Source organism: Streptomyces sp. A 4/2, assembly GCF_940670765.1.
In the GTDB taxonomy this organism is placed as follows: Bacteria; Actinomycetota; Actinomycetes; order Streptomycetales; family Streptomycetaceae; genus Streptomyces.
In genome coordinates this window covers 196,148-214,501 of the sequence record NZ_CALNVW010000020.1, presented here as the reverse complement: position 1 = coordinate 214,501, position 18,354 = coordinate 196,148, and the positions used below count along the sequence as shown (strand labels likewise).

Here is an 18,354-nt window from a genome sequence, read left to right as displayed (position 1 = left end):
CCGGGCGGGTACGGGCTACGAGGGCAGGTGGCCCTGCAGGGCGCGCACGAGCCCGCTTTCCGCATCGGCGGTGAGACTCCGGTGGTAGGCACTGTCGTACGCCGGATCTCCCGCCGCCTCACGCGCCTGCCGCTCCCACGCGTCGCGGATCACACCGAGTTCCGGTGTGCCGCGGTGCGGGTGGCCGATCATGCGCCAGTAGACATGGCCCGTTCCTGAGGTGCGGGCGGCCTCCACGCCGTCGCCCTGCGCCGCGATCGCACCGGCCAGCAGATCGAGACCGAGGGCGATGCCCAGGCTGTCCCGCAGCTGGTACTTGCCCGCGAGCATCGAGCGTGCGTGGTCCTCCGCCTCACGGGGCCGACCCTGCAGGAGGTGTATCAGGGCGAGTTGGTGGTCGGCGTACGCGCGGGCCCAGTACTCGCCGTAGCGCAGGCTGAGTTGCTGGAGGTTCGTGGCGTCCTCGTACGCGTCGTCGAGACGGCCGAGAGCGGACAGGGCGAAGACTCTTATCACCCGGCACCGCAGTTGTGAGGGGGCGGCCAGCGGGTCGCCGGGCAGGCTGCGCAGGGCGTGGTCGCTGACGTCGTGAGCGGTCTGCGGCCGGCCCATCATCAGGTAGTTGAAACTGACGAGATGGGCTGCGGAGAGCATGGATTCCGCGTCGTGGTCGTGCCATGCGGCGACGCTGCACCGCTCGCCGAACTCCCGTGCGGACTCGTGGTCGCCCTGCAGCGTGAGGGTGATGCCCAGTGCCCACAGGGCGCGGGTGTGGTGCTTGCTCCGGCCGGAGTCGAGCCGCAGGGCCCGTTCGAGATAGACGCGGGCCCGTTGAAGGTGGCCGCAGCAGCTCCAGAAGAGCCCGGTGCAGCCCGCCATCTCCACGGCCTTCTCGGAACCTTCCGCGAGGAGATGGTCCAGGGCGGCGCACAGATCCGCGTCGGTCTCGGCGATCCTGCGGTACCAGGCGACCTGCTGCGGGCCGAGCCAGCAGGTGTGTGCCTGGCGTGCGACATCGGCGAAGTGTTCGGCGTGCCGTTGCGCGAGGGGTTTCCGCTCGTCCAGTTCGTCGAGCCACATGGCTCCGTATTCGCGCAGGGTGTCGAGCATCCGGTACCGGGAGCCGTTGTGCTGCAGCACGGACTGGGTGGCGAGCCTCGCCATGAGCGCGGGAATGGCGTCGGCGCGGAGCGGGCCGCCGGAACAGACCGCCTGGGCGTCCGCTTCCTCGATGGCGCCGGGAAAGACGGAGAGCCTGGCCCAGAGCAGGCGCTCGGTGGGGGTGCAGAGCTCGTGGCTCCAGCCGATGGCGGTGCGCAGGGCCCGGTGGCGCTCGGGCCATACGGTCCGGTCGGTGAGGAAATCGAGCCGGGACCCGAGCCGGTCGGCGATCTGCTCGACGCTGTTCTCCGCGAGCCGGGCGCAGGCCAGTTCGAGGGCGAGCGGAATTCCCTCCAGCCGGCGGCAGATCCGGACGGCTGCCGCGGTGGTGCCGGGGGTGTCGAGCGAGACATGCGGCGCGGCGGTAGCGGCGCGGTCGCGGAAGAGCCGCATGGCCTCCTCGCCGTCACCGCCCGCAGCCAGCGGGGGTACGTCCAGGCGGTATTCGCCGCGCACGCCGAGAGGCTTTCGGCTGGTGGCGAGGACGGCCAGTCCCGGTGCGGCAGCCAGGAGTTCGCGCACCAGGTGGCTGCACGAGTCGATGATCCGCTCGCAGCAGTCCAGGACGAGCAGCAGATTCCTGTCGGCGAGCCGCTCGCAGAGCGCCTCCACGGGGCGCGCCAGGTCGTGGTCCAGGAGCCCGACGGCATCGGAGACGGTGCCGATGAGCAATCGGTCGTCGTAGAGATGGGACAGGTCGGCCCACCACACGCCGTCGGCGTACCGCTCGCTCGCCCGGTCGGCGGCGCGAAGAGCCAGCCTGCTCTTGCCGACTCCGCCACTGCCCGTGAGCGTGACCAGCCGGTGTTTCTCAAGTGCCCGTGCCGCATCGCCCAGTTCGCTGATTCGGCCGACGAAACTGGTCGTCACGACGGGAAGATTGCCCACCACGCGTACATCTTGGACCCGTCGCGATCGAAGGCCGATACCCGCGGCGAGGAACGGCCAGAATTGGCTGATAGTGAATGTCAAGTGTTCAAGAAGCGCCACGTGTTGGCGTTATGTGGCGACATCAGTTCTTAGTTGGTATCCACACGGAACAGAGTGGAACATGCGCCCCGGCCGGAGCGGCGGAGCGTGTACGAGTGCCCGCGTACCGGGCGCAGCGGAACGGTACGGGTGCGGAGCCGGGAGAGCTGCCCGGCGGGGGAGTGGCTGACGCTCGGTCGCCGGAACCAGCACCCGTGCCGTCGTCACCTCACTGACCCATGACGTACTTCACCGTCGGTCCGGTGGTCCAGCCGCCGTCGACGGCGAGCTCGGCCCCGGTGACGTACGACGCGGCGTCGGAGAGCAGGAACACCACGGCGCCCGCGATCTCGTGCGGCTCGCCGACCCGGCCCATGGGGGTGTTCGGGTAGTTCCCCTCGCCCTGCTGGATGCCGACCGAGGCGGTCATCGGCGTGTACGTCATGCCGGGGTGGACCGAGTTGACACGGATCCGCGCGGTACCCAGCTCCACGGCGCCGATCTTGGTCAGGCCGCGCACGCCCCACTTGGACGCGCCGTAACCGGCGGTCAGCGCCAGACCCATCAGGCCCGCGGCCGAGGAGATGTTGACGATGGAACCGCTGCCGTTCTCCTTCATCGCGGGGATGACGGACTTCATACCGATGAAGACGCCGGTGAGGTTGATGTCGAGAACCTTGCGGAAGTGCTCGACGGACTCGGCCTCCAGGAGCTGGCCGGTCGAGATACCGGCATTGTTGACGAGCCCGTGGATCCCGCCGAACTCGGCGGTCGCGAACGCGGTGACCCGGGCCCAGTCCTCCTCGGACGTGACGTCGTGCCGCAGGAAGCGGGCGCGCGCGCCGAGTTCGGCGGCGGTCGCGTTGCCCTCCTCGTCCAGGACGTCCGTGATCACCACGTTGGCGCCGGCCGCGACCGCCTGCCGTGCGGCTTCTGCGCCCAGGCCGCGTGCGCCGCCGGTGATGATGACGGTCTTGTCGGTGAGGTCGTTCATGATTCTTTCCTTCGTTCTTCAGGTGCGGGGGATTCGTCCGGTACGGGCGCCGTCAGCAGGGCGGCTGTCATCGCCACCAGGTCGGCGGCGAAGAGCGGCTCGCCGGTGAGGGGCGTCGCGCCGGTGAGGTACTGGCGGGCGCGGTCCGCCATCGCCGCGCCGACCAGGGTCAGCGCCAGGTCCAGCCGTTCCAGCCGGACCGGTTCGGGCAGGGTGTCCAGGCACTCGTCGAGCCGTCCGATGAGCAGCCAGTAGACGGTCCCCTCAAGGGTGGGGTGCGGGGTGCGGCTGCGGACCCCGCTCTCATGGCTGAGCTGCGCCGAGATCTGGAGGCACCGCTGCCCGCGCTCGGTACGCAGCTCGCTCGCCTCGGCGGTGACGAGTGCGGTGAGCAGCCCGCGCAGGTCGTGATCGTCCTCGCCGATCAGAGTGCGCAGCACCTGCTCCGTACGCTGCTGGCGCCCGGCCATCACGGCGTTCAGCAGGCCGTTGCGCGAACCGAAGTGGTACTGCACGGCTGACGGGTTGCTCTGCCCGGCCAGCCGGATGATGTCGCGCAGTTGAGCGCCGTCGACGCCCTGCGCCGCGAAGATCTCCTCGGCCGCGCGGATCAGTTTCTCCCGGGTCTCGGGCCCTGATGTTCTCGCCATGCGGCAATTCTAATGCTGGGCATTATTAAAAGCGAATGGGCTGGCCGGTGGGTGTACCGGGTGTGGTCGGGGGGCGTGCGCGAGTGTGAGCGGGCCGTCGGGGCCCGCGCGCCACGTCCACCCGCGGAGCCGTCCGAAGTGGGTGCGTCCGGAAATCTGAGAAATCTTCCCGGAGCCCACATCCATTGGGCCCTTTCGTTCGTCTCATGTGCGAGCGGCCCTCCCATGGGGCCGCGCTGTAGCGGCATTTGGAGCATCCACCTTGAAAATTGGCATTAAGGGCATGCGTCGCGTTTCGGTCGTCGCTGTCACCGCTGGTGCGGTGACGGCCGCTGGGGCGTTCGGCGCCTCGGCGCAGGCGGCCACGCCCAAGACGCCCACGATCGTCGCCAAGGGCGGCTTCGTGATGAACAACGGCTCGGGGAAGACCCTCTTCACCAAGGCCGCGGACACCCGTCGTTCCACCGGCTCCACCACGAAGATCATGACGATCCGGGTGGTGCTGGCCAAGAAGAACCTCAATCTGGATTCGAAGGTCACGATCCAGAAGGCGTACAGCGACTACATCGTGTCGAAGAACGCCTCGTCCGCCCACCTGATCGTGGGCGACAAGGTCACCGTCCGGCAGCTGCTGTACGGTCTGATGCTTCCGTCCGGCTGTGACGCGGCGTACGCGCTGGCCGACAAGTACGGCAGCGGTTCCACGCGCGCCGCACGCGTCAAGTCGTTCATCGGCCAGATGAACTCCACCGCCAAGAGCCTCGGATTGAAGAACACCCACTTCGATTCGTTCGACGGCATAGGGGGCGGCTCGAACTACTCGACGCCGCGCGACCTGACGAAGCTCGCCAGCAACGCGATGAAGTACTCCACGTTCCGCACGGTCGTGAAGACGAAGTCCACGAAGCAGAAGGTCACGACGAAGAGTGGCGGCTACCGCTACATGTCGTGGACCAACACCAACAAACTGCTCAGCAGTTACTCGGGGACCATCGGGGTCAAGACCGGGTCCGGCCCGGAGGCCAAGTACTGCCTGGTCTTCGCCGCCACCCGGGGCAGCAAGACGGTCATCGGCACGGTGCTCGCCTCCACCTCGGAGACGACCCGTACCGCGGACGTGAAGAAGCTGATGGACTACGGCTTCAAGAAGTAGCCCGTCCAGCATTCCGAGGAGGCCTGCTCGCGACCGGAAGGCCGCGAGCAGGCCTCTGTGCCAGGATGCCGTTATGGACGGGACACCTGAGCGCGGTTCCGCGCAGGACGCGGCGCGCCGCCGCTACGAGGAAGTGCTGGGCGCCTGGAACCGCCGGGACGCGCGGGGCTTCGCGGCACTGTTCGTCCCTGACGGGCTCCTGGTCGGCTTCGACGGCAGCCAGGTACGCGGCTCGGAGGTCGAGGACCACCTGACGCCGATCTTCGCCAACCATCCGACGGCCACCTTCGTGTCGAAGGTGCGGGACGTACGGCCGCTGGGCAGGGACGCGGTCGTGCTCCACGCGATCGTCGGGATGGTGCCACCCGGGCAGACGGATCTGGAGCCCGCGGTGAACGCCGTACAGACCCTGGTCGCCGAATTCCGGGACGGAACCTGGTCGGTGGCGCTGTTCCAGAACACTCCGGCGGCCCACCACGGCCGTCCGGAACTCGTGGAGCAGCAGACCGAAGAGCTCCGGCAGGTCCTCAAGGGCGCGCCGGAGCAGGGCCTGTAGACGGTACGGACGCGACGAGAATCCGGCGGCGCCGCTTGTTGCAGCCCGGTGAACGTTCCGGCCCCCGGGAATACGTGCAGGGGGAACCGGCTTTTCGCTGCTGATCCGACGGAGGCCGCGCAGGGGGCCGATGTGCTGAACCGGAGTGAGGGAGCTCATGCCCAGGGCATACGTATTCACCCGCAGTGGCGGGCCGGAAGCAGAGGCCTTCGTCGAGCAGGAGGTACCGGTCCCCGGACCCGGTGAACTGCTCGTCGCCGTCCGGGCGGCCGGGGTGAACCCGGTCGACTGGAAACTGCGGACCGGATACCGCAGGCCCGGCAGCGAGCCACCGACGTTTCCCGTCGTCTTCGGCAGCGAGGCCGCCGGAATCGTGGAGCGGACCGGTCCGGGCGTCGAAGGGTTCGAACCCGGTCAGGCCGTCTTCGGAAACCCGCTGACCGGCGGTTACGCCGAGTACACGCTGATGCCCGTCGCCGTCACCGCGCACAAGCCGGACGCTCTGTCGTTCACCGACGCCGCTGTGCTGCCGGTCGCGGCAGCCACCGCCTACGACGGCGTGCGCCAGCTCGGTCCCGCGCCCGGCTCGACCCTGCTGGTCAACGGCGCGGGTGGCGGGGTCGGCGTGGCCGCCGTCCAGATCGCCCGCCATCTCGGTGTACGCGTCGTCGGCACCGCGAGCGCGGACAAGAAGAACTTCGTCGAATCGCTCGGCGCGGTGCACATCACCTCCGGACCCGGCGTCACCGAGCGGGTACGGACGGTAGCCCCGAACGGCGTCGACGCGGTCTTCGACCTGGTCGGCGGTGACGCGCTGCGGGCCGTGGCCGGGCTGGTCACCGACCGTACGCGGCTGATCAGCGCCGGAGGCAAGCCGCTGGCCGTGGAACTCGGCGGGGCTGCCGTCGAACGGGCCCGTAACGCCGCAGTCCTCGACGAAGTGGCGCGCCTCGCCGTCAGCGGCGTCCTGCGCACGTATGTCACGCGGACCTTCCCGCTGGCCGAGGCCGCCGAAGCGTTGCGGGCCGTGGAGGGCGGGCACACCCGGGGCAAGATCGTGATCGGGGTGGCCGGATGACCATCCCGGACCAGGCCGCTCACGCGACCCATCCGCTGGACAATCCGGTCCGTGCCTCGCTGACCGGCCCGCACGCCCGGTTCGCCGAGCGCAGGGGCCGCGTACTGCGCTACCCGGCCGGGGTGTCGCCCTGGTTCGCGCTGCCCGACACCCCGGACGCGTCGGACTGGGCCGATGCGGCCGCGCTCGCCGGGCCCGGTGGGGCTGTCACCCTCACCGCGTTCCGCCGGCCGCCACCGGACAGCTGGGAGCGCACCTTCCACGCCGAGGGCGTCCAGCTCGTCGACGACGGGGTGGAGGCGGCCCCCGACCCGGAAGCCGTACGGCTCGGTGCCGACGATGTGCCGGAGATGCTCGAACTGGTGGCCCGCACCCGGCCGGGACCGTTTCTGCCGCGTACGGTCGAGCTCGGAACGTATCTGGGTGTCCGGCGCGAAGGTGTTCTCGTCGCCATGGCCGGGGAGCGGCTGCACCCGCCGGGCTGGAGTGAGATCAGCGGCGTCTGCACCGATGAGGCCGTGCGCGGACAAGGACTGGGCAGCAGGCTCGTACGGGCTGTCGCCCATGAGATCAGGGAGCGGGACGAGACACCGTTCCTGCATGCGTCGGCGGCCAACACCGACGCGATCCGGTTGTACGAATCGCTGGGGTTCCGGCTCCGTCGCCGGACCTCGTTCCTTTCGGCGCTCGTACCGCCGCAGCGGTCCGGTGCCGAGCAGGCCGGGCCGGGACAGCGGAAAGCCCGGCGCGTGGCCGGGCCGTTCGCTTGAGCGGGAATTCGGGTGTGCGGGGCGGGCCCCCGTTGGCGGGCGGGCCGGGGGCCGCGGGCGTCAGCCGGCGGACGGGCCGGGTGAGCCGGTTCTTACGGGTGCGGTTGACCGGGGCCGGGCGAAGCGAAGTCGCCCGTGGTGCCGGCGGCTCGTCGGTCCGGCCGACGAGCCGCGCTGCCGGGGCGGTGAAGTGCCGACGCGTCGAGTGGCGTGGCTCTCTTCACCCGTCTCAGTAGGCGGAGTTGACGTTGTCGATCGAGCCGTAGCGGTGGGCCGCGTAGTTGGCCGCAGCGGTCAGGTTCGCGACGGGGTCGGTCAGCTTGTTGGCCGTGCCCTTGACGTGGTACCTGTCGAACGTGGGCTGGATCACCTGGAGGAGTCCCTTGGAGGGGATGCCGTTCCGGGCGTTGATGTCCCAGTTGTTGACGGCGTTCGGGTTGCCGCTCGACTCACGCATGATGTTGCGGTGCAGACCCTCGTAGGTACCGGGAATGCCCTTGGCCTTCATGATGGCGAGCGACTGCTTGATCCAGCCGTCGAGGTTGTTCTTGTAGACCACGGGGGCCTTGCGCACCGTGGAGCGGTTGGCGGCTTCCTTCGCGACGTGCTTCTTCTTCGCGGCAGCGGCGGCCTTGGCGTGGTCGGCGGCGGAAGTGGAGGGCTTGCTCTTCGCAGCCTGCTTCGCCGTGTCCGTCTTCTTCGCGTCCGCCTTGGTGTCCTTGGCCGCGTCCTTGGTCGTGCTCTTCGCCGGGAGACCGTTGGTGGAGACCGGCTTGACCGCTGCGGAAGCGTGCGACGCCGGGGGCTGCGCGCTGCTCGGCACGACGGTGGCCACCACAGCGGTGCTGGCGCCTGCCGCGACGAGGACAGCGGTGGCGATCTTGTGCTTGCGGGTGGTGCGGGGCAGGGTGACGCGGGGCAGGGTGAAGCGGGGCATGCGGGCCTCTTCCATACGGGGGCAACGGGGGGTGGCCTTCGGCGGCGCGTATCTGGCGGGACCGAGTGGCTTGGCCGCGTTCGCCGGTTGGCGTTGGTCGCTGGCTCGTTCTCGGTGCTTGCCGAGATCCATGGTTAGCGCGCCCCATCAGTGGAGGCAATGCCCCCTTGTACTACCCCTCATCGTGAGATCGTGTGAAATGCCCGAAATTGTGGCCGTTTTTTCCGTGTGTGCCCGGGGAGAGGGTCGACTATCCGCCTTCGTACGTGACCTAGGTCCTGTGTCTGGCGTCACCGGGCAGGGCGCCTCGAAGGCGTTCCGAAGTTGTGTGGGTCACACGGAAATACGGGTGCGCGGGTGGGGGAATCCGGCTGGGGGGACCGCAGTTGGGCGAGACGGCCGTCACAGTTCGGCCGCTCTGCCGGTGGAGGGGCGGGCCGTTGCCGCCAGGGCCCTGGGCGAGCGGGTGCCTCTCAGGATCCGGTCTCCCCTGTACAGAGAGGGGAGTACGGGCCGGATCCGTGCCGCCGAGGGGCTCCCGGCCCGGAACCCGATGGTGGGGGACGGACTCGCTACGGAACGTGAGGTCGGCGATACGGCGCACCCTGCAGCCGTGCGGACCCTGCAGCCGTGCGGACCTCGCACCGGCCGTGCGGACCTCGCGCCGGCCCGGCTGTCGAGGGGCCCACGCACGCGGAACTACTTCTCCGCGATCACCGGATCGATCATCTTGTGCAGCTGCGCCTCGCTGATGGCACCCGCCCTCCGCGCGGCGATCTTCCCGTTCCGGTCGAGGACCACGGTGGAGGGGAGGGTCTGCGGATTCAGGGTGCCCGGAGGGAAGCGGAGGAGCAGCTTGCCGGTCGGGTCGTCCAGGCTCCGGTACGGAACGCCGTGGTCCTTCTCGAAGGCCCTGGCGGGTCCTGGCCTGTCACGGGTATTGATCCCGACGAACTCCACGCCCTTGGGCGCCAGTTGCCCGGATACCCTCACCAGGTTCTTGGCTTCCTCGCGACAGGGCGGACACCACGAACCCCAGAAATTCACCACCACGACCTTCCCGCGGTAGGCGGCACGCACATCGAGCGCACTGCCCCGGAGGTCCTTGCCCGAGAGCTCGGGTGCGGACGTGCGGTCGCTCTTCCGGACGGAGACGATGCCGTCGGCGTCGGTCACCCGACCGGTGTCCTTGGAACTGCCCGCTCCGGTCCCGGAATCACAGGCCGACAGAACGAGCGTGCAGGCCAAGAGAGTTGCGCCGGACAAGGCGGTGCGGCGGAGAGCGCTGTTACGGCGAGCGGGACGCGTAGGAGGCATGTGAAATGTTCGCACGCCTCCTACGCGGTCGGCTTCCCGGGCCTGTCACCGCATCGGGCGGTGTGCCCGCCACCGGAACGGCCGGCACGGTCGGCACCACGAAGGTGCGGCGCCGGTCCGGGCGCCGTCGGCCAGGGGCTGAGTACTCAGGCGAAGGCGCGCTCCGCTTGGATCTCCTCCAGCGGCTTGCCCGCCGTATCGGGCATGAAGGCGAATCCGACAACGGCGCTGATCAGCAGGAAAACGGTCAGCAATCCGGCTACGGGCCGGATTCCGGTGCTCGCGAGAGTGGGGACGAAGAGGCTCCAGATACCGACGAACGTGCGCGAGAGGCCGAAGGTGAGGCCCTGCGCGGTGCCCCGCAGCATCGTCGGGAACAGTTCCTGGCTGAAGATTTTGTAGAGCGGCTCTCCTGCGAAGGTCCCACCCACGGAGAAGAGCAGAATATTGAGGATGATCACCGGGATGGTGAAGGGAAGGACCAGATAGATCAGGTAGGCGATCACCTGCATCGCCCCGCCCACGCCCCACATCCATTTCCTGGTCAGATGGCTTCGGTCGGCGTATCTCATGAAAAAGAACGCCGAGCCGATGGTCACCGCGAATCCCGCACAGGAGAGGCCCACACCGGCGGACTGACTTCCGGCATGAAGTGTCTTGATCATGTAAGGGGTGAAGATTCCGTTGGTCGCGGCGGCCAGCCCCCAGAAGAGGTAGATCGTCCCCGTCCAGATCAGAGCTCTGCGATTGGCGCCCCGGAACAGTGCGCCGAGGGAGCGCTTGACCAGGGCCGGGGAGGCGGCAGCCGATTGCCAGCGCACTGATTCGGACAATCCCCTTCGCAGGGCCCAGGTCACCAGTGACACGACGAACAACTGCAGGAACACGATCCGGATGCCGAGCAGGCCCAGCGGGGTCAGGACGAGGGCGAGCAGGAGGACGATCACCGGGCCCAGGCACCACGCCACCTGGGTGAAGCCGAGGAGTTTGCCGCGTGCCGTGGCCGGCGCGAATTCGCCGACCAGGGCCAGCGAGGTCGGCACGTCGGCTCCCACGGCGAGGCCGACGACGAAAGTGCCTCCGAAAAGCATGGGTGAATTGACGGCCAGGGCGATGCACAGGATTCCCGCCGCATACACCAGCAGGTCGTACTTGAAAATGCGCTTGCGACCCAGCTTGTCGCCCAGTCGACCGCCGATGAACGCGCCGATCGCGCAGCCGATGGCATTCGGTCCCAGCGCGGCAAGAAGTCCCACCGCGCTGTCGCTCAGGTGCAGGTACGACTGGAACAGGACGAGTCCCGCACCTAACGCGACGATCGAACCCGCGTCCATGTATGCCGCCATACCGGCGAGGGCGGAGCACTTCCAGTGTTCACGCGTCGTCTTTTCCGACTCCTCCACCGGCGCCCCAGCGGTATCGCTGAAAGCGTCTTTCTCCTGAGGGAACATGCGGTTCTCCGGCTCTGTTCATGGCGGCTTCGGCAGGATCGGTCACATCGACGCGTACGTGTACGGCGGGACCGTGCGTCCGTGCACCGATTATCCCGGCAATGAACAGAGCGAGGTGTCCTGCCGTGCCGAATGGCGGGCGAACGGTTCGGCTGAATTCCTGAACGGGCTGATTGAATTCCCGCCCTCGTGCGACGCCCGGGAACGGAGCCGTTTCAGCCGGTGTTCAGCCAGCCACGCGTGCTCAGTTCCGTGACGAAACCCTGGTACGACTCCTCCAGCGCGGCCTGCTCCCGCTCCACCGGATCGACCAGGATTCCCGTTCCTGCCATGGCCGCCGCGCTCGCCGAGAGGTCCGGGTGCAGTGTGCCGGCGGCGGCCAGCAGCGCTGCGCCGAACGCGGTCTCGGCCCGCTCGGCCACGCACAGCGGCCGGCCGAGAACCGTGGCGCGGACACGGGTCCACAGGGCACTGCGACTGCCGCCGCCCGCCGTGTACAGCGGACCCAGCACCTCGACACCCAGTTCCTGTACGCGCTCCAGTGCGAGGCGCTCCAGGAAGGCGACGCCCTCCAGCGCTGCCCGGTGCTCGTCCGCCTCGTCCAGCGGCGTACCGGTGGAGAAGCCGCGCGCGTCGCCGGAGACGAAAGGGAACCGCTCGCCCTCGCGGCGCAGCGGGTAGCTCAGGCACGAAGCGGGACCACGGGCGTCCGCCGCGGCGTCCAGTCCTGGAAGCCGGGCCGGATCCACCGCGGCCAGCGCCTCGCCACCGGTGTTGGACGCGCCGCCGGGCAGCCAGTAACCGTCCGGGTGGCGATGGCTGTAGAGGGCCCCCGCCGGATCGGTGACCAGCTCCCGGGTGACCCCCTTGAGGACGTACGTCGTCCCGAGCACGCCCACGAAACGGCCCGGCTCCACGGCGCCGGTCGCGATCTGGCCCGCGCATCCGTCCGTCATGCCGAGCCGGACCTGGCAGCCCGCAGGCAGCCCCGTCTCCGCCGCGGCGGAAACCGAGACCGAACCGGCCGGGGTGGCCGGGGCCTGCACCGCGGGGAGCAGGTCGGAAGGCACGCCGAGGGCGTCCAGGACCTCGGTGGCCCACTCGCCGGCGCGCGGGTCGTAGCCGCTCTTCAGCGCGTGGCTCCAATCGACGGCGACCGGGTGGCCGGTCAGTCTGCGGCCGATCAACTCAGGTGTGTGCAGGACGAGTTGCCCGGGAAGGGCCCGCTCGACGCACTGGACGAGCCTCCCCAGGGCGGCTGTCGGACCGACGGACAGTCCCAGCGCCCGCCAGCGGGGCTCGCCCAGTTCTTGTGCCCGCGCGTTGACAGCGGCGGCGCGCCGGTCGTCGTACATCAGGGCCGGGCCCACCGGTTCGCCGTCCGGGCCTGTCGGCACCAGCGTTCCGGAGGTGGCGGAGACGGCGACCGCGATCACCTCCCGGCCGCCGCCCGGCAGCTTCGCCGTGGCCTCCCGCAGGGCTGCGGCCGTGGCGGGCCACCAGCTGCGGGCATCCTGCTCACTGCTGCCGCCCGCGCCGCGTACCGGCTGGGGGAGCGCCGCCCGGCCCTCGGCGACGACCCGTCCGCGGGCGTCGGCACACAGCACCCTCACCGCGGCGGTGGCCACATCGATACCGGCCACGACGGGGACGGGAGCACGCGGGGCGTCGGCCGTGGAGCTCATGTGCGGGGTGGGTCCTTTCGTGCACGGATGCCCGGACGGGCGGCGTTCAGGTGGCGGGGGCGGCGAGCGGTTCGGTCGTCTCGTGCAGGGTCTTGCCCTGCGCGATGGCCTCCTCCGACTCCTTGGGCAGCTTCAGGAAGAGCGTGAGCCCGGCAGCGACGACGTACAGCCCGGCGAAGATCAGTACGACGCCGTCCCGGCCCAGCGGGCCGAGGAAGACCGAGACGATGGCGGGACCCACGAAGGCCGCGCCGCCCGCACCGAGATTGAGCAGCGCCATCGCACCGCCCTTGTTCCCGGGCGCCAGCGACGGCATCAGCGCGGAGATCGGAACGAACCCGGCAAGGGTCGCACCGTAGACCATGCCGACACCGACCGCGATCCAGTAGTTGCCGGTCAGCAACTTGGGCACGAAGTACAGGGCGAGGACGCTCAGCGCACAGCCGACGGCGCCGAACCACCTGATGGTGGTTCGCCATCCGATCCGGTCGCTGACCAGACCGAAGAGCAGGTTGAAGAAGATGTTGGTGGCGAACATGATCGACAACAACCGCAGCCAGTCGCCGTCGGTGAAGCCCATCTCGTCGGTGAAGAACGCCGGGAGGATCACCCAGAGGCCGAACTGCGGGGCGGTGTTGATGATGCGTACGACGCAGCCCACGGCGACCCTGGGGTTCGTCCAGGCGATGGAGAGGCTGCGGGCCAGGGACTGGACCGGCTTGACCCCGGGCGGTGCGAGCCGTGCGTACCCGGTGCGTTCGCGCACGCCGAGCAGACAGAAGGCCCCGCCGATCGCGATCACCGCGAGCGCGATCCAGAGCGTGCCGAACTTTCCGAGGAGCGGGTTGGTGACGGACGCCGTGAGCGAGCCGAGGGTGGGCAGGCCCCCGGTGAAGGCGAAGTAGAACCACCCGACGGCCGCGCCGAGCCTGGCCACCGGGGCGGTGGCGGTGATCCACACCAGGAAGGAGAAGGCGAAGAGCGGGTAGCCGAAGCCGCGCAGGCCGTAGAAGACCAGCATCAGCGCGAAGTTGTGCTGGGCGGCGCCGAGCGAGAGGAAGAGGACGTCGAAGACGATCCACACGGTGAGCCCGAGCTGCATCACCCGCCGTGGGCCCCAGAGTTCGGACAGTGCGCCCGACAGCCAGGAGGCGAGCATGACAGCGACGCCGTACGCCGTGATCACATAGCTGGCCCGCACCTCACTGCCGGCCCCGTGGCCCTCGATGAACGGGGCGATGAAGCCGGACTCGACGCCGTCTCCGATCATGAAGATCAGCACACCGATGAAGCCGAACAGCAGCGGCCGGGGGATGCCGACGCGGTTCCAGACCGTTCCCGTGCTCGCGGTGCGCGCGGCGGTGCTGCTCATGCTCGTGCCTCCACAGTGAGGTGCCATGGGCCTGCGGACCTACGCCGCAACGAGAACGCATCATGACCTCTGTGAAATTAACACGCAAGACTTTAGGATGCCTCGTTGTCAGCCGGTGGCCGCGACCCGGACGTCCGTGTGTTCCTTGAGCGCGGCGAGCAGTTCGCCGTCCACCTGGTCGTCCACCACCAGGTGATCGAAATCCCGGACGGGGCCGAGCCGGTGCAGCGCCGTCCTGGCCAGCTTCGTACGGTCCATCAGCAGCACCTTGCGGGTGCCGGAGGCCAGCATCGCCCGCTTCACCAGGACCACGTCCTGCTCCTGGTGGTACGTCATCCGGGCGTCCATCGCGGAGGTCGAGACCAGCACCATGTCCACCGACAGGGCCTCGATGGCCTCCAGGCAGGGGACGCCGAGAAAGGAGTCGTGGGGCTGCGAGTACTCCCCGCCCAGCGAGATGAGCCGGATGTCGTCCCGGCCCACGAACAGGTCGATGACCCGTCGCGCGTTGGTCACCACGGTCAGTGGCCCCTGGTCCACCAGCAGCCGGGCCAGTGCGAGCGCCGTCGTGGAGTCGTCCAGCATCACTGATATGCCCGGCTCGATCAGCTCGGCCGCCGCTTCGGCGATGGCCTCCTTCTCGGCGGTGTTGACGCCGAGCCGGTATTCGAGGTTGGACTCGAAGACGGTGGACGGCAGCGCGGAGACCCCGCCTCGGAAGCGGCGCAGCACCCCGCGCCTGGCCAGCTCGTCCAGGTCGCGGTGGACGGTCATCAGGCTCACCCCGGTCAGCTCGGCGAGGTCGGCCCCGCTCGCCGTCCCGTGTTCGAGGACATGCTCGGTGATGATCTGCCTGCGGGCTTCCGCGCCGGTCGTCGTCATGCGTCCAAGTCTCGCGTACCCCCGGGGGAGGGCGCCCAGGTGGGGACGTTGAGCGAACGAAGAGCGGTGCGGGCGCCCCGTACCCCGATCTCCGTCACGGCCGCGTTGTCCAACCGCGGGAACACCAGCCGGTAACGGCCCACCGGGATGCCGAGCATCGCGCACAGGGCCATGCGCAGCAGTGTGTTGTGCGCCACCACGAGCACCGTGCCTCCCGGGTGTTCCGCGGCCAACCCGCGCAGCGCCGCCGTGGCGCGGGCAGCGGCGGCGGACGGCAGCTCGGAGCCCGGGAAGGCGCCCGTCTCGGCGTCCTCGCGGAAACGCCGTACGGCTTCGGGGTCCTCGGCCGCCATCTCCGCGACGGTGCGGCCCTCCCCCCAGCCGAAGTCCACCTCGCGCAGCGCCTCGACGACCTCCGGTTCGCCGCCGAGCGCCCGTGCGGCGGGCCGCGCGGTGAGCAGGGCGCGGCTCACCGGCGAGCACGCCACCACGTCGACGCCGCGCTGCCGCGCCCAGTTCCCCAGCTCCTCCGCCTGTCGCAGGCCCTTCGCGGTCAGGGGTACGTCGGAGACCCCGGCGTACCGGTTCTCCGCATGCCACCGGGTCTCGCCGTGCCGTACGAGCAACAGCCGGGACTCCATCGGACGTTCTCCCTCACAGCCGGTCCGCGCCGACCGGCGACCGTGTCAGCGCATTGATTCCTCAACATAATGCTGTTAGATCTAACAGCGCCAATGATGGTGATGCTGCGGCAGCACCGATCACAGCGACGCCGTGACCCGAAGAAGGGCCCTGCTCCATGCGCATCCTTGCCGCCGGTGACCACTTCGTCCGCCCCGACCTCCTCCGCGCCGCCCTGATCGGGGAACTCGGCGCCGCTCATGAGATCACCGAACTCACCCTGCCCTGGCCGCACGAGCCCTTCGGCCCGGTCGGCGACGTCCACGAGGCCAGCGGTACGGAGGACGACATCATCGAGGCGCTGGCCGGCGCCGAGATCTGCGTGACCCAGATGGCTCCCTTCACGGAGAAGGTGTTCGCGGCCAGCCCGGACCTGCGCATGGTCGCCGTCTCCCGCGGGGGCCCGGTCAACGTCGACCTCGCCGCCGCCACCCGGTACGGCGTCGCCGTGTCGTTCGCCCCGGGCCGCAACGCCCCGGCCGCCGCCGAGTTCGCCGTCGGACTGATGCTCACCGCCATGCGGCGCATCACCACCGCCGACGCCGAACTCAAACGCGGAAGGTGGCGCGGCGACTTCTACGCCTACGACGAGGGCGGCATCGAACTCGACGGCGCGACCGTCGGACTGGTCGGATACGGGGCGGTCGGCCGCATCGTCGCCCGTGTCCTGCGCGCCTTCGGCGCCCACGTCCTGGTCGCGGACCCCTACACCGACCCCACGGCCGCCCGCGCCGACGGCGTCGAACCGGTCGCGCTCGACGAACTCCTGCGCCGCAGCAGCGTGGTGAGCCTGCACGCCCGGCTCACCCCGGAGACCCGCCTGCTCATCGACGCCGGGAAACTGGCACTGCTCCCCCCGGGAGCGGTACTGGTCAACACCGCCCGGGGCGGCCTCCTCGACTACGCCCCGCTGCCCGGACTGCTGAGGAGCGGTCGCCTCGGCGCCCTCGCCCTCGACGTGTACGACATCGAACCGCCGCCCGCCGACTGGCCGTTGCACGATGCTCCGAACGTCGTCGCCGCGCCGCATCTGGCCGGTGCCACCCGGCAGACCGCGCACCGGGCCGCCGCCATCACCGCGTCCGAGGCGGGCCGCTTCGTACGCGGCGAGAAGCTCGCCCACCCCGCCAACCCCGAGGTCCAGGAGGTCCCACGGCCATGAGCGTGATCATCGGCGTCGACATCGGCACCTCCGTCACCAAAGCCGTCGCCTTCGACAGTTCGGGGGCCCCGCTCGGCTCGGCGGACCGCCGCAGCCACCTGCACCGGCTGTCCGGCAGCCGCGTCGAACAGGACCTCGACGACGTGGTCCGTACGGTCGCCGAAGTCGTGCGGGAGACCGCCGCCGCGCTGCCCGAGCCGCCGACCGCGCTCGCCCTCACCGGTCAGGGCGACGGGTTGTGGCTGCGCGACGCCGACGGCCGCGCGGTCCGCCCGGCGATCTCCTGGATGGACGGGCGCGCCTCCGACCGTGTCGCGCGGTGGCTGGCGGACGGCACCGTCCAGCAGGTGTACGGAAGGACAGGCTCCGGCATGTTTCCCGGCTGCCACGCCCCGCTCCTCGCGCACCTCCAGGAACACGAGCCGCAGACCCTGCGGCGCGCGGCCACCGCGGGTTACTGCGTGGACGCCGTGGCCCAGCGCCTCACCGGCCGGATCAGCGTGGACGCCTCCGACGCCACCCTGCCCTTCCTCGACCCGGTGACCCGCACCTACTCCCACGAGGCGCTGGCCGCCTGCGGAATCGAGGACCAGGCCCGTCTGCTGCCCGCTCCGGCCGAGCCGGGAACCGTCCTCACCCTGGACGCGCACGGCGCCGACCTGCTGGGCCTCCCCGCCGGAACTCCGCTCACCGCAGGCCCGTACGACCTTCCTGCCTGCGCCATCGGCAGCGGCGTGCGCGACGTCGGGGACGGGCTGCTGATCGTCGGCACCACCCTCGCCTGCCAGGTCCTCACCGACCAGGTCCGTCCCGACCGCTCCGCCGAGCCGGCCGGCATGTGGCTGTGCACCCCGGATCCGGGCCGCTGGCTGCGTTCCATGCCCGCCATGGTCGGCACGGCCGCCCTGGAGTGGGTGCTCGCCCTCACCGGATCGGCCATGGCCGACCTCGACCGTCTGCTCGCCGACAGCCCGCCGGGCGCGAACGGGGTCACCTCACTGCCGTTCCTCTCCGACGCGGGGGAGCGCGCGCCCTTCGTGGACCCGCGCGCCACCGGTCGCCTCGACGGGCTCACCCTGGCGCACACCCGCGCCGACGCGGTACGCGCCATGTGCGAGGCCATCGGCTATGCCGCCCGCCACTGTCTGGAGGCCGCCGGTCTCACCGGGACTCTCGCCGCCTGCGGGGGCGGCACCCGCTCGGGCCCGTGGGTGCAGCTCTTCGCCGATGTGCTGGGGCGCGAGATCCGGGTACCGGTCGAGAACGAGGTGGGCGCGCTGGGCGCGGTCCGGGTGGCTCGCCGGTTCCTCGGCGAACCGGCCGGGACGGCGCCCCAGGCGTTCCGCGCCGTGCAGCCGCGCCGGGGCTCACGTGCGGTGTACGAGGACGGCTACGCCGCCTACCGCACCGCACTCGCCGCGGCCCGCGACGCACGGTGGGGTGAGCCGGGTCCGCAGGACACGGGCGAGCCGGTGCGCGCCCCCCGGCCCATGCCTGTCCAGCGGGAATGACCGCTGCGCAGGGGGAGCGCCCGGA

16 protein-coding genes are annotated in these 18,354 nt (G+C 70.2%); 6 read left to right on the top strand and 10 right to left on the bottom strand.

Annotated features, from left to right (window positions below):
- Positions 1-15 precede the first annotated feature (15 nt).
- The 3 genes from NBY69_RS15660 to NBY69_RS15650 all read right to left on the bottom strand — a co-directional run bounded on the left by NBY69_RS15660 (position 16) and on the right by NBY69_RS15650 (position 3,774).
- Positions 16-2,049, bottom strand: coding sequence for an NB-ARC domain-containing protein (locus NBY69_RS15660; RefSeq protein WP_250301513.1), 2,034 nt, complete (start codon positions 2,047-2,049; stop codon positions 16-18).
- 310 nt (positions 2,050-2,359) lie between these two features.
- Complete coding sequence (locus NBY69_RS15655) at positions 2,360-3,124, bottom strand: glucose 1-dehydrogenase (protein ID WP_250301512.1); 765 nt, start codon at positions 3,122-3,124, stop codon at positions 2,360-2,362.
- Positions 3,121-3,774 carry a TetR family transcriptional regulator gene (locus tag NBY69_RS15650; protein ID WP_250301511.1) on the bottom strand — a complete coding sequence of 218 codons (654 nt, stop codon included), beginning with the start codon at positions 3,772-3,774 and terminating at the stop codon, positions 3,121-3,123. The genes NBY69_RS15655 and NBY69_RS15650 overlap by 4 nt, the downstream gene beginning before the upstream one ends.
- 283 nt (positions 3,775-4,057) lie before the next feature.
- Here NBY69_RS15650 and NBY69_RS15645 point away from each other — a divergent pair, with 283 nt between their 5' ends.
- From NBY69_RS15645 to NBY69_RS15630, 4 genes are all read left to right on the top strand, one after another.
- A complete protein-coding gene (locus tag NBY69_RS15645; protein ID WP_250301510.1) occupies positions 4,058-4,927 on the top strand; it encodes a D-alanyl-D-alanine carboxypeptidase family protein in 870 nt (289 codons plus the stop codon).
- 73 nt (positions 4,928-5,000) lie between these two features.
- Complete coding sequence (locus tag NBY69_RS15640) at positions 5,001-5,483, top strand: SgcJ/EcaC family oxidoreductase (RefSeq protein WP_250301509.1); 483 nt, start codon at positions 5,001-5,003, stop codon at positions 5,481-5,483.
- 157 nt (positions 5,484-5,640) lie between these two features.
- Positions 5,641-6,561: an NADP-dependent oxidoreductase gene (locus NBY69_RS15635; protein ID WP_250301508.1), complete on the top strand. Its 921-nt coding sequence runs from the start codon at positions 5,641-5,643 to the stop codon at positions 6,559-6,561.
- A complete protein-coding gene (locus tag NBY69_RS15630; RefSeq protein ID WP_250301507.1) occupies positions 6,558-7,331 on the top strand; it encodes a GNAT family N-acetyltransferase in 774 nt (257 codons plus the stop codon). Before NBY69_RS15635 ends, NBY69_RS15630 begins: the two co-directional genes overlap by 4 nt.
- A gap of 229 nt (positions 7,332-7,560) precedes the next feature.
- On the opposite strand, the gene NBY69_RS15625 is transcribed toward NBY69_RS15630, so the two are convergent.
- The 7 genes from NBY69_RS15625 to NBY69_RS15595 form a co-directional block, all read right to left on the bottom strand.
- Complete coding sequence (locus NBY69_RS15625; RefSeq protein ID WP_250301506.1) at positions 7,561-8,268, bottom strand: transglycosylase SLT domain-containing protein; 708 nt, start codon at positions 8,266-8,268, stop codon at positions 7,561-7,563.
- A gap of 699 nt (positions 8,269-8,967) precedes the next feature.
- Positions 8,968-9,444, bottom strand: a complete 477-nt coding sequence (locus NBY69_RS15620) for a TlpA disulfide reductase family protein (RefSeq protein ID WP_308409483.1) — start codon at positions 9,442-9,444, stop codon at positions 8,968-8,970.
- A gap of 287 nt (positions 9,445-9,731) precedes the next feature.
- On the bottom strand, positions 9,732-11,036 hold the full coding sequence (locus NBY69_RS15615; RefSeq protein ID WP_250301504.1) for an MFS transporter: 1,305 nt from the start codon (positions 11,034-11,036) through the stop codon (positions 9,732-9,734).
- Between the two features lie 215 nt (positions 11,037-11,251).
- The gene (locus NBY69_RS15610) at positions 11,252-12,721 is read right to left on the bottom strand and encodes an FGGY-family carbohydrate kinase (RefSeq protein WP_250301503.1); all 1,470 of its coding nucleotides are present in this window, start codon (positions 12,719-12,721) and stop codon (positions 11,252-11,254) included.
- Between the two features lie 46 nt (positions 12,722-12,767).
- Positions 12,768-14,093: an MFS transporter gene (locus NBY69_RS15605; RefSeq protein WP_250301502.1), complete on the bottom strand. Its 1,326-nt coding sequence runs from the start codon at positions 14,091-14,093 to the stop codon at positions 12,768-12,770.
- 108 nt (positions 14,094-14,201) lie between these two features.
- Complete coding sequence (locus NBY69_RS15600; protein WP_250301501.1) at positions 14,202-14,975, bottom strand: DeoR/GlpR family DNA-binding transcription regulator; 774 nt, start codon at positions 14,973-14,975, stop codon at positions 14,202-14,204.
- Positions 14,972-15,616: a histidine phosphatase family protein gene (locus tag NBY69_RS15595; RefSeq protein WP_250301500.1), complete on the bottom strand. Its 645-nt coding sequence runs from the start codon at positions 15,614-15,616 to the stop codon at positions 14,972-14,974. The genes NBY69_RS15600 and NBY69_RS15595 overlap by 4 nt, the downstream gene beginning before the upstream one ends.
- 158 nt (positions 15,617-15,774) lie before the next feature.
- Between NBY69_RS15595 and NBY69_RS15590 the strand changes: the two genes are divergently transcribed.
- The gene (locus NBY69_RS15590; protein ID WP_250301499.1) at positions 15,775-16,818 is read left to right on the top strand and encodes a 2-hydroxyacid dehydrogenase; all 1,044 of its coding nucleotides are present in this window, start codon (positions 15,775-15,777) and stop codon (positions 16,816-16,818) included.
- Entirely contained in the window at positions 16,815-18,329 is a 1,515-nt protein-coding gene (locus NBY69_RS15585; RefSeq protein WP_250301498.1) for an FGGY-family carbohydrate kinase, read from the top strand. Before NBY69_RS15590 ends, NBY69_RS15585 begins: the two co-directional genes overlap by 4 nt.
- The last annotated feature ends 25 nt before the right edge of the window (positions 18,330-18,354 follow it).